The sequence below is a fragment of the Amycolatopsis sp. NPDC004772 genome (assembly GCF_053601215.1).
Map to the genome: position 1 here is coordinate 22,920 of NZ_JBSGBK010000087.1, position 11,029 is coordinate 33,948.

The following is an 11,029-nucleotide window of genomic DNA, read 5'->3' on the forward strand; positions in this document are numbered from 1 at the left end:
GCGCAACCAACGCCACATTGGGGCGCTTGGGGCCGGTCAGGACGTCAGCGAGCGGATCGAGCGGATGGCCTCCGGGATCGCGTGGACCAGGCCGGATGCCGAGGTCGGGGCGTTCTGGGCCGCGATCGCGCCTGCCAGCGAGTGCACGTGGGCCGCGGCCGCCGCGGCCAGCCAAGGGTCGAGGCCGGCCGCCAGCAGAGCGCCCACCAGGCCCGACAGGACGTCGCCCGAGCCGGCCGTGGCCAGCCAGGCGCCGCGCGGGGTGTTGACCGCGACCCGGCCGTCCGGGGCGGCGATCACCGTGCAGTGGCCCTTCAGGAGCACCACCGCGTTGTACTTCTTCGCCGCTTCGCGCGCCGCCGTCACGCGGTCCGCGCCGGGCTTCCGGCCCATCAGGCGCTCGTACTCGCCCGCGTGCGGGGTCAGGACCAGCGGGGTGTCCGGGTCGCGGGCGTCCAGGACGTCCGGGGACTTCGCGATGATCGTCGTCGCGTCGGCGTCCGCGCAGACCGGGACGCCCTGGCCGAGGACGTGACGGAGCACGTCCCGGCCCTCCGCGCCGGTGCCGATGCCCGGCCCGACCACCCACGCCTGGACCCGGCCCGCGTCGGCGACCGTGCCGGTCGCGATGACCTCCGGCCACTGCGCGCGGACGACGTCCGCCGCGTGGCCCGCGTAGCGCACGAGACCCGAGGTCGCGCGGACGGCCGAGCCCGCGGCCAGCACCGCCGCGCCCGGGTACGTCGCCGAACCCGCCGCGACGCCGACCACGCCCTGGCTGTACTTGTCGTCCTCCGGCCCGGGCACCGGCCAGGCCGCGGCGACGTCCACGATGTCGAGGCGCCGGAGATCGGGGTCGGCCAGCTCGAGGCCGATGTCGACGAGGACGACCTCGCCGCAGTGGGCGGGCGCAAGGGCGTGGACCGGCTTGAGCGCGCCGAAGGTCACCGTGCGGGCGGCTTTGACGGCGGGACCGTCGACCGCGCCGGTGTCCGGGTCGACACCGCTGGGCAGGTCGACCGCCACGATCGGGGCCTCGACCAGCTCGACCAGCCGCGCGGCGTCGGGGCGCAGGGCGCCTTTGCCCGAGATGCCGATGATGCCGTCCACGACGACGTCGGCCTGCGCGATCCACTGTGGACCGTCCGCGGCGGGCACCGCGCGACCGCCGGCCCGCTTGAGCGCCCCGAGGCCTTTTGCGTGCGCTTTCTCGGGCTTGAGCAGGATGGCCGTGACCGCGACCCCGCGGCGGCGCAGGAACGCCCCGGCCCACAGCGCGTCGCCGCCGTTGTCGCCGGAGCCGGCCAGCAGGACGACCCGGCGGCCGGAAACGCCGCCGGTGTGGTCCTCCAGGAGGTCCGCGATCTGCACCGCGAGCCCGAACGACGCCCGCCGCATCAGCTCGCCCTCGGGCGTGACGGCGAACGCCCGCCCCTCCGCCTCGCGAATCCGTTCCGTGGTCCAGATTCCCTGCACGGCGGGGCCTCCGCTTACTCGACTGTGACGGACTTCGCCAGGTTACGCGGCTTGTCGACGTCGTACCCGCGGGTGCGGGCGATCTCCGCGGCGAGCACCTGCAACGGCACGGTGGACACCAGCGGCTGGAGCAGCGTCGGCACCGCGGGGACCTCGATGAGCTCGTCGGCGAACGGCCGGACCGTTTCGTCGCCCTCTTCGGCGATGACGATCGTGCGGGCGCCGCGCGCCTGGATCTCGCTGATGTTCGACACGAGCTTGGAGTGCAGCACCGCGCGGCCCTTGGGCGAGGGCATCACGACGACGACCGGCAGGCCGTCCTCGATCAGCGCAATGGGGCCGTGCTTGAGCTCGCCGGCCGCGAAGCCCTCGGCGTGCATGTACGCGAGTTCCTTGAGCTTCAGCGCGCCTTCGAGGGCGACCGGGAAGCCGACATGGCGGCCGAGGAAGAGGACGGCCTTGGAGTCGGCGATGCGGCGGCCGAGGTCGCGCACCTGCTCCACAGTGGACAGTACCTTTTGGACGGCCGCGGGCATGGCCTCCAGCTCGGCGAACTCGCGGGCGACCTCGTCCGGGTACTTCGTGCCGCGGGCCTGCGCCAGCGCCAGGCCGACCAGGTAGTTGGCCGCGATCTGGGCGAGGAACGCCTTGGTCGAGGCGACGCCGATCTCGGGCCCGGCGTGGGTGTAGAGGACGGCGTCGGACTCGCGCGGGATCTGCGCGCCGTTGGTGTTGCAGACGGCGAGGACGCGGGCCTTCTGCTCGCGCGCGTGCCGGACGGCTTCGAGCGTGTCCGCCGTCTCGCCGGACTGGGAGACGGCGACGACGAGCGTGTCGCGGTCGAGGACCGGGTCGCGGTAGCGGAACTCGGAGGCGAGCTCGACCTCGACCGGCAGCCGCGTCCAGTGTTCGATGGCGTACTTGGCGACCAGGCCGGAGTGGTAGGCCGAGCCGCAGGCGACGACGAAGACCTTGTCGACGTCGCGGAGGTCCTGGTCGGAGATGCGCTGCTCGTCGAGGATGATGCGGCCGGACTCGAAGTGGCCGCGCAGCGTGTTGGCCAGGGCCTCGGGCTGCTCCTCGATCTCCTTGAGCATGAAGTACTCGTGGCCGCCCTTTTCGGCGGCGGAGAGGTCCCAGTCGACGGTGAACGGCTTGGCCTGGGCGGCGTCGCCGTGGAAGTCCAGGACGTCGTAGCCCTCGCGGGTGATGACGACGAGCTGGTCCTGCCCGAGTTCGACGGCCTCGCGCGTGTGCTCGATGAACGCGGCGACGTCGGAGGCGACGAAGTGCTCACCGTCCCCGACCCCGACGACCAGCGGCGACGACCGGCGCGCGGCGACGATCGTGTCCGGCTGGTCGGCGTGCGTCACGACCAGGGTGAACGCCCCTTCGAGCCGCCGGCAGACGGCGGCGACGCTGGCGGTGAGATCGCCCTTGGTGTCGCCGTCGGTGTACGCGCGGGCGATGAGGTGCGCGGCGGTCTCGCTGTCGGTGTCGCTGGCCATCTCGACGCCGTCGGCTTCCAGCTCGGCACGCAGGGCGGCGAAGTTCTCGATGATGCCGTTGTGCACGACGGCGACGCGCTGCGAGGCGTCCCGGTGCGGGTGCGAGTTGCGGTCGATCGGGGCGCCGTGGGTGGCCCAGCGGGTGTGCCCCATGCCGGCAGTGCCGCCGAAGTGCTCGCGGCCGACCTCGTCGAGCCGCGTCTCCAGGTTGGCCAGCCGGCCGGCCTTGCGCTCGACGGTCAGCGCGCCGGCGCCGTCGAGGACCGCGACACCGGCGGAGTCGTAACCGCGGTACTCCATGCGCCGGAGCCCACCGAGGACGACGTCCAGAGCCGGGCGGTGCCCGACATATCCCACGATTCCACACACGCACACCAGCGTAACGAGGGACATTCAGCGGGTTGACGGGGTGGGCTCACGGCCTCCGACCTGCAGGTATGCGGCTGTGGTGGTTCGAACCAATGCGGTGCGGCGGGTGCTTGGGCGGGCGGAACTGTCGGTGGCCGCCGGTAGAGTGGAAGACGGGGGGCGCCCCCGCGGGCGGGTTGCGCAGCGCACTGGGCGACCACGCCGGGCGGCACATCGAAGCAGCCCGCTGGGGGCTCTGGTGCGGCTTGGGGCGGCCGCTGGGTTCTGGCGAGTCGTTGGCCACCACCCCGAAGCCTGATTGTGACTACGGACGGCAGCACCGTGTCAAGGCGGGAAAGATGCCTTGACACGGCACTACCGTCCGCGTTTTTGGCTTCGTATCGGGGTGGTGGGGGGATCTGGGTGGGGGCCGACTGTGCCGTCAGCGTTCCGTTCGCGTCGGGCGGTGAGGCAACCGGGAGCCGGCTGGGCAGCCGCAAGGGGCAGGCGGGATGCGATGCCGCCGGGTTGAGCGGCGCACGGGGGCAGGCGGAGTCCGCGAGCGGCCCGGGCCCGAGGAGCGACCAGCCACGAGCCGACTTGGCAGCCGCGGGTGGCGAGCGGCGCGCCGGGGCGGCGGGCGCGCCGGGGGTGGGCTCGCACAGTAGGGTTCCCCGCATGGCCAGCAAGCCCAAGCAGCTGCTCGCGGAGTTGACGCACCCGGGTCCGCACGAGGTCCTGCGGGGCAACCTCGCCCTGGTCGGGCTGCCCGGCGTGGTCTTCACGCCGCGCGCCGGGCTCGGGCTGCCCGCCGTCGCCTTCGGGCACGGGTGGCTGCAGCCGCCCGATCGGTACCGGGAGCTGCTGCGGCACCTCGCCAGCTGGGGCATCGTCGCCGCCGCGCCGGCCACGCAACGGGGTCCCCTGCCCTCGCACCGGCTGCTCGCCGCCGACCTGCTGACCACGCTCGACGTCGTCACCACCGTGCGGCTCGGGCCGGACGGCATCAGTGTCGATCCCGGCAAGCTCGGCCTCGCCGGGCACTCGACCGGTGGCGGGTCCGCCGTCCTGGCCGCGGCGCAGGAAGCCGAGAGCAAGAAGATCAAGGCCGTCGCCACCATCACCGCGGCTCAGACGCTCCCGCCGGCCACCGAGTCGGCCAAGGCGATCACCGTTCCCGGCCTGCACCTCGCCGCCGAAGACGACCTGGTCGCCCCCGCCGTCGCGCACGCCGAGGCGATCGCCGGGGCCTGGGGTGGCGATGACGTCCAGCTGCGGTTCCTCGGCAAGGCGTCCCACCTGGGCGTCACCGAGGGCCGGCACTGGTCGCAGCTGTTCATGCACGGCAAGCCGCACCGCAAGACGCAGCAGGTCACGCGCGCGCTGTTCACCGCCTTCTTCCTCACCCACCTGACCGGCACCGACAAGTACCGGCCGCTGCTCGAGGCGGACGTCAAGCGCGCCCCCATCGAGCGCGAAGAAGAGCCCGCCCGCTGACGCAGGCGGGCCCGGGTCAGACCAGCCAGCTCGTGCTGGAGAAGTCGTCCTCGTCGTCCGGCTGACGCGCGTGCCTGCCCCGCCGCGGCGGTTCGGGCGCGGGCGGGGGCTCCGGCGCCGGTTCCGGGCGCGGCGGGGCCGCCGCGGCCGGGGTGCCGTAGCTCGGCGTCGGGTAGTTCGTGTAGCCGGTGTCCGCCTCTTCGTCGTGGACGCCGAACTCCATCAGCGACTCGCGGGACTTGTCGGCCAGCGTCTTCTCCGTCGCCCAGCCACCCGCGCTCTGCTTGCGTTTGTTGAGCTCGTCCATGTGCTCGGCGTACTTCTGCGCGGCGGCCAGCTCCTGCCGCATGCCCTCGCGCGCCTGCTGCTGGGCCTCGGCGAGCCGGCGTTCGCGCAGCCCGCGCTGCTCGTCCTGCTCCCGCGCCGCCGCGTCCATCGTCGAGATCGCCGCGCGATACCGGTCTTCGGCGCTGCTCATCGGCCCTCCTCGGCCCTCGTCACCGGTCGTACCGGATCGAACGGTCACCCTCGTCGTCGAGCGAGCCGCTGATCCGGCCCTTCGCGCCGCTGGTCTCGAACACGCCACCCTCGATGCGGTACTGGCTCGGCCCGCGCTGCTGGTCGCCGCCGCCACCGCCCGGCGCGCCGCCCATGCCGCCCATCATCCCCATCCCGCCCATGCCGGACATCCCGCTCATGCCCGACGAGCTCGCGGTCGCCTGGTGCAGGCCGGCGTCGACCGGGGTCGCGCCGAGCCCGCCGCCGCCGTCGGACATCGGGAGTGAGGCGTCGCTGCCCGTCTGGGCGCCCGGGTCGAGCGAGACGGCCCCGGCGAAGTCCGGCGACCCGCCGCCGGTGACGGCCGAACCGAAGTTGCTCGCCCCCGCCGTCGTGGTCGCGTCTGCGGAAGTGCCGGCCGACGCACCCGCGTCGGCGGTCGCCACCGCGGGCTCGGCCCCGACGCTGCCGCCCCCGCCGCCGAGGTCGCCCTCGAAGCCGCCGGGCGCGGTGAACCCGCCGGCCCCTTCGCTGCGGGTGAAGCCCGGGTCGGGGTTCGGCGGCGCGGGGTCCTTCGTCAGCGGGGACTCGGCGTTCGCGTCGTGCGGGATGTCCGCGCCGACGGCCACCGGCTTGACGTCCGCCTTGAGGCCGTCCCCCTTGAGGTCCCCGGCCTTGGGGTCGTCCTTCTCGTCCAGGGTGTAGGTGGTCGGCTCGCCCTTGCCGTCGTCGACCGTCACGATCGTCGGGCCGTCCGGGCCCTCCGGCCGCTCCGCGGTGATCTTGAGGTTGCCGTCCTGGATGTGGATCTTGCCGTCCGGGCCCGGCTTGTAGGAGCCGTCGGCCGAAGGCTGCCCTTCCTTGACCGCCTGCTGGCTGCCCTGCGGCCCGAAGGACGCCTTGTCCCCGTCGGCGGCGGCGTCTTTGCCCGCACCGTCCTTGGCCTTGTCGTCGTCACCCCAGTCGAGGTGGTAGTCCTTCTTGTGGCCCTGGCCGTCGTCCACGGAGATGTCCTGCTTGCCCTCCTTATCGGGCTCGGACATCGTGATCGTGTTGTCGCCCTTCTTGACCGACACCGTGTCCGTGTCGTCCATGTCCTTGATGGCTTCGCCGGTCTTGGGGTCGATCGGGTACGGCTCGCCGGTCGACGGGTCGACCTCCAGGGGCTTGCCGGTGATCGGGTTCTTGCCCTCGTCGGGCTTCGCGGGCTCCTCGGCCTTCGGAGGCTCGGCCGCCGACGGCGTCGTGGAGCCGCTGCCGGTGCTGCCCGTGCTCCCGGTGCCGGTGCTCCCCGTGCTGCCGGTGCTACCGGTGCCCGTGTTGCCGGTATTTCCGGTGTTGCCCGTGTTGCCGGTGTTCCCGGTCTGGTCGCCGCCGCCTTCGTTCTTGGCCTCGGTGAGCTGGTTGCGGTAGCCGTCCATGTACCGCGCGAGCGCGCCGAACTGCTGGTCGATCGTGTCCTTGGCGGCCTTGCAGGACCCGTCGAACGCGGCGATCAGGCTCCGGTACTCGGTCGAGAAGGCCCCGTCACGCCAGTAGCGGCAGACGTTCCGGCCGTAGGTGATGTTCTCGTCGTTGAAGCAGCCGTCGTCGTTCTGCAGGCGCTCGGCGAGGTTCGAATTGTTGCCGTGCTTGGCGTTCACGGCGTCGATCCAGCCGGCGACCTTCATGAAGTCGTCGAATTCCTCGGTCTCGCCGTTGGCGACCTTGAGGACGTCCTTGGCCATCGGGATGTCGGCCTCGGCGATCACCGGGCGGTGCAGCTGCAGGACCTCGTCGACCTTCTTCTTGACGGCGTCGAAGACGTGCGTGACGGTCTGCGGGATCAGCTTCGCCGCGCCGTCGATCTGCGCCGACAGCTCCTTGGCGTGCGGCTTGATCGTCTCGTCGTACTTGATCTCCGCCGCGTTGGCGCCCTTGCCCTTCCACGCGTCGAAGAGGGTCTGGAGCTCGGTGTCGCTCTTCGTCAGCGCGTCCTCGACGACCTTGTGCGCCTTGCTCAGGTCGTCGGCGTCGCCGAGGAACTTCTGGTACTGGATCCCGCGGTTCTCGTGGAACTTGTCCTTGAGCTCCTTCTGGGAATCCTTCTTCGGGTTGTCGCCCTTGATCTGGTTCCAGACCTCGTCGGTCCACTTCGCCAGCATGTCGACCGCGACGTTGCCCTGGTCGAGCTGCTCGTCGGAACTCTTCGCGCCGGCCCCCAGCGTCGGCGTGCCGATGCCGTCGAGGTTCTTCTTCGCCTGGTCCCGCGCGGCGGTGTCGCGCTCGTGTTCCTGCTTCTTCGCCGCCGCTTCCTGCTGCGCTTCCTTCAGCGCTTCGTCGACATCGGACGACGAACCCGGCAGCCAGTCGTCGTTGAAGCTGACGCTGTCGGTGTAGTTCTCGATGTACTTGGCGGCGTACGCCTCTTCTTCTTCGTTGAAGTTGACCGTGTCCTCGCTGTACTCCTCCATCAGCTTGGACTTGGCTTCCATCGAGACGTTCGGGTCGTCGAGGACCTTCTTGATCTCAGCCCATTCGGCCATCAGCGGTTACCCCCGGCCTGGTTCGCCGTCGCGCCGGCGTTCGCTTCCTGCGCGGTGTACTTGGCGCCGGCCGACCCGATCCCGCTGCCCAGGTTGAGCAGGGCGTTCGACAGCCCGGTCATGCCCGCGCCGATCTCGTCCATCCCGGCCTTGTACTTGCCGAAGCTCTCCTGGTGCACGCGACCGAAGTCCCCCGCGATGATTTCGGTCGGCGCGACCTTCTTCGCTTCGTTCGCCGGGTCGTCGGCGACGTCCGCCAGGCGGATCTGCGCCCGCGTCATCGCCTCCGAACTCGCTTCGTAGCCGTTCGGCATGGTCGCTGCCCCCTTCGATCCCGCACTCCGCGCTGACGTTCCGGGACTGTGACGCGCCCGGACACCGTTCGGTGCCGTCGCAGATGCACACAGAGTCTAGCGTCCGCCCGGACGCCGGACCTGCGCTTCCGCGAAGTGCACCCGCCCGGGACTCACCCGCCGGCGCGCTGCGCGGCGACCGCCTCGGAGATCACCTCGGCGACGCCGCGGATGTCGACCAGCCGGTCGAGCTCGTCGATGTCGACCGAGACGCCGTAGGTCACCTCGACCCGGGACAGCAGCTGGATCCGCTGCCGGGACGTCAGGCCGAGGTCGTCGAACGGCGTGGTCTCGCCGAGCCGCTCGGGCGGGATCTCCAGCGCGAAGCCGATGATCCGCCGGATCTCGTCGACGTAGGCCCCCGGGTCACTCATGGCGCCCATTCTCACCCCACCAGCGTTCGCGGGCCGCGGCGCGGGACACCTTGCCGCTGGAGGTCCGCGGCACTTCGCCCGGCCGCACCAGCCACAGGGCCCGCAGCGGGAGGTCGTGGGCCGCGGACACGGCCCGCCGCACGGCCGTCTCGACCGACTCGTCCCGGGTGACGCACCCGGCCACGACCGCGACACCTTCGCCGTGGCCGTCCCGCACGGCGAACGCGGCGACGCGCCGGACGCCCGGGTGCGCGGCCTCGACGGTGGCCTCGATGTCCTGCGGGTGGTGGTTGCGGCCGTCGACGATGATCAGGTCCTTCAGCCGCCCGGTGACGTACAGCTCGCCGTCGTGGACGAAGCCGAGGTCGCCGGTGCGCAGCCAGCCGTCCGGGGCGAGCACGTCGTCCCGGCCCCAGTAGCCGTCGGCGATGTTCGGCCCGGACACCTGGATCTCTTTGTCGACAATGCGGATCCGCTGGCCGAACGGCCGCCCCACCGACACGCGCGGCTCGCCGTCGAACGCCGTGATCGTCGGCCCCTCGTCGCCCGCGCTCGTGACGAACACCGTCGCCTCGGCCAGCCCGTAACACGGCTTGTGCGCGGCCCGCGGCAGCCCGAAGGGGGCGAAGGCGCGTTCGAACGCCTCGACGGTGGCGGGGCGGACCGGCTCGCTGCCGTTGAGCAGCGAGTTCACCCGCGAGAGGTCGACGGCTTCGAGGTCCCCCGCCGCTTCGGCCGCCAGGTCGAAGGCGAAGTTCGGCGCGGCGGTGACGACGCCCGGGAGCTCGGCCAGCAGCCGGATCCACCGCAGCGGGTAGCGCACGAACTCCATCGGTGTGAAGAAGACCGACCGCGAGCCGAGGAAGACGGGCGTGCCGATGAGCAGGACCAGGCCCATGTCGTGGAAGAACGGCACCCAGCCGGCCAGCGGGGTCGACGCGTCGGCGCGGTAGCACCGCGTGGTCTGCCAGCAGGCGGCCACCAGCGCGCGGTGCGAGATCACCGCGCCGGCCGGGCGGCGCGTCGAGCCGGACGTGTACTGCAGGTACGCCGGATCGGTCATCGCCACCGCGGCGGGCGGCTCGGTCTCGTCGGGCTCGATGTCGTCGAGGACCAGCACGGTGACCGGCGGGACCTGGCCGGCCAGGTCCTTCGACGTGAGGCACACCGCCGGGGTGGCGTCGGCGAACGCCGACTCGATCCGCGCACGGCCGGTGCGGCCGGTCGGGACGGACAGCGGCACCGCGATCCGCCCCGCGTAGAGCGTCCCGAGGAAGCCGGTGACGTAGCCGAGGTCCTGCCGCGCGACGATCGCCACCCGGTCGCCCGGCCGGGTGCGGCGCCGCAGCTCGCGGGCGACCCCGCGGACGCGGGCGAGCAGCTGCGGCCAGGTCAGCGTGTGGTCGGCCGGTCCGGGGAAGGTGCGGCAGGTGAACGCGGGGCGGTCTTCGCCGGCGTTGCGGAGCAGGTGGTCCGTGAACGGCGTGGCGAGGACGTCATCCGGGACTTCTGCGGGCGGCACGGGCCCATCCTGCCCTACCGTGTCGAAGCGATGGACGAGTTCGAACGGCACGGCATCGCGGTGGTCTCCGGCCGCGACGCGTGCGCCCGGGCCCTGCGGTCGCCCGAGCTGACGTCGGATCCCGGCGGCGGCTCCCCCAGCGTGCTGCTGCGGGACGGCGAAGAGCACACCCGCGTGCGCGCGGTGCTGCGGGAGATCATCGCCGGCCTGGAGCCGTTCCCGGCCTCCCTGCGCACGTCGATCGAGACCGTGGTGGCCGGGCTGGGGCCGGTGTTCGACCTGGTGCGCGACTTCGCGCGGCCGGTGGCCGGGCTGGTGACGTCGGCGGTGCTCGGGGTCGAGCTGGACGACGTCTTCCTGGACCACCTGGAGGCGACGACGGCGAACCTGGACGTCTTCGGCGGCGTCGACCGAGCTGGGCAGGCGTCGGCGTTCCGGCTGGCCGTGCAGCTGAGCCGGACGGAGGCCGGGCCGGGTGGGCTGACGGCGTTGCGGGAGGCCCGCGCGGCCGGCCGGCTCGACGAGGACGAGCTGACGATCAACGCCGTGGTGCTGGCCCACGCGGCCTACGAGAACTCGCTGAACTTCCTGGCCTGCGCCGGGCTGGAACTCGCGGCTTCGGGCCCGCGGACCGTGCGGGAGCTGGTGACGGCGATCTGCCCGGCCCGGTACGTGCTGCGCTTCGGCCCGGACGGCCCGGTGGCGATCGCGCTGACCGACGGCCTGCCGTTCGGCCTCGGCCGGCACGCGTGCCCGGGGTCCGGGATGGCGGTGGCCGAGGGCGAGATCGCGCTCACCGCACTGGCGAAGCTCCTCGGCGGCGGCTGCCGGGTGGGCGCAGTGCGCTGGAAGACCCACCCGGTGTTCCACGGCTTGGCCTCGGCGCAGGTTCTCGTGAGTGGTAAGGCGGGTTAGAACCCGCCTTACC

General features: G+C 72.4%; 9 protein-coding genes. 2 read left to right on the top strand and 7 right to left on the bottom strand.

Features of this window, described 5'->3' with window-relative positions; translation table 11 throughout:
• Window positions 1–36: 36 nt before the first annotated feature.
• Window positions 37–1,476 (bottom strand): NAD(P)H-hydrate dehydratase, encoded by a 1,440-nt coding sequence (locus ACWEF6_RS35165; RefSeq protein ID WP_449686881.1) that lies wholly within the window; start codon window positions 1,474–1,476, stop codon window positions 37–39.
• Window positions 1,477–1,490: 14 nt separating this feature from the next.
• Entirely contained in the window at window positions 1,491–3,353 is a 1,863-nt protein-coding gene (gene glmS, locus ACWEF6_RS35170; RefSeq protein ID WP_449686882.1) for a glutamine--fructose-6-phosphate transaminase (isomerizing), read from the bottom strand.
• Between the two features lie 657 nt (window positions 3,354–4,010).
• On the opposite strand from glmS, the gene ACWEF6_RS35175 reads away from it, so the two are divergent.
• On the top strand, window positions 4,011–4,829 hold the full coding sequence (locus ACWEF6_RS35175) for a dienelactone hydrolase family protein (protein WP_449686883.1): 819 nt from the start codon (window positions 4,011–4,013) through the stop codon (window positions 4,827–4,829).
• A gap of 16 nt (window positions 4,830–4,845) precedes the next feature.
• Here the strand turns inward: ACWEF6_RS35175 and ACWEF6_RS35180 are convergent, their stop codons facing one another.
• From ACWEF6_RS35180 to ACWEF6_RS35200, 5 genes are all read right to left on the bottom strand, one after another.
• On the bottom strand, window positions 4,846–5,307 hold the full coding sequence (locus ACWEF6_RS35180; protein ID WP_449686884.1) for a hypothetical protein: 462 nt from the start codon (window positions 5,305–5,307) through the stop codon (window positions 4,846–4,848).
• Window positions 5,308–5,326: 19 nt separating this feature from the next.
• A complete protein-coding gene (locus ACWEF6_RS35185; RefSeq protein ID WP_449686885.1) occupies window positions 5,327–7,852 on the bottom strand; it encodes a WXG100 family type VII secretion target in 2,526 nt (841 codons plus the stop codon).
• Window positions 7,852–8,166, bottom strand: a complete 315-nt coding sequence (locus ACWEF6_RS35190) for a hypothetical protein (protein ID WP_310967640.1) — start codon at window positions 8,164–8,166, stop codon at window positions 7,852–7,854. Before ACWEF6_RS35190 ends, ACWEF6_RS35185 begins: the two co-directional genes overlap by 1 nt.
• 152 nt (window positions 8,167–8,318) lie before the next feature.
• The gene (locus ACWEF6_RS35195) at window positions 8,319–8,579 is read right to left on the bottom strand and encodes an acyl carrier protein (protein ID WP_449686886.1); all 261 of its coding nucleotides are present in this window, start codon (window positions 8,577–8,579) and stop codon (window positions 8,319–8,321) included.
• Window positions 8,572–10,101, bottom strand: coding sequence for a fatty acyl-AMP ligase (locus ACWEF6_RS35200; RefSeq protein ID WP_449686887.1), 1,530 nt, complete (start codon window positions 10,099–10,101; stop codon window positions 8,572–8,574). The genes ACWEF6_RS35195 and ACWEF6_RS35200 overlap by 8 nt, the downstream gene beginning before the upstream one ends.
• Window positions 10,102–10,131: 30 nt before the next feature.
• On the opposite strand from ACWEF6_RS35200, the gene ACWEF6_RS35205 reads away from it, so the two are divergent.
• Entirely contained in the window at window positions 10,132–11,016 is an 885-nt protein-coding gene (locus ACWEF6_RS35205; protein WP_449686888.1) for a cytochrome P450, read from the top strand.
• Window positions 11,017–11,029 lie beyond the last annotated feature (13 nt).

Coding starts and splice junctions, on each gene's coding strand:
- ACWEF6_RS35175 (WP_449686883.1), top strand. CDS start 4,011: ATGGCCAGCAAGCCCAAGCAGCTGCTCGCGGAGTTGACGCACCCGGGT.
- ACWEF6_RS35205 (WP_449686888.1), top strand. CDS start 10,132: ATGGACGAGTTCGAACGGCACGGCATCGCGGTGGTCTCCGGCCGCGAC.
- ACWEF6_RS35190 (WP_310967640.1), bottom strand. CDS start 8,166: ATGCCGAACGGCTACGAAGCGAGTTCGGAGGCGATGACGCGGGCGCAG.
- ACWEF6_RS35185 (WP_449686885.1), bottom strand. CDS start 7,852: ATGGCCGAATGGGCTGAGATCAAGAAGGTCCTCGACGACCCGAACGTC.
- ACWEF6_RS35195 (WP_449686886.1), bottom strand. CDS start 8,579: ATGAGTGACCCGGGGGCCTACGTCGACGAGATCCGGCGGATCATCGGC.
- ACWEF6_RS35180 (WP_449686884.1), bottom strand. CDS start 5,307: ATGAGCAGCGCCGAAGACCGGTATCGCGCGGCGATCTCGACGATGGAC.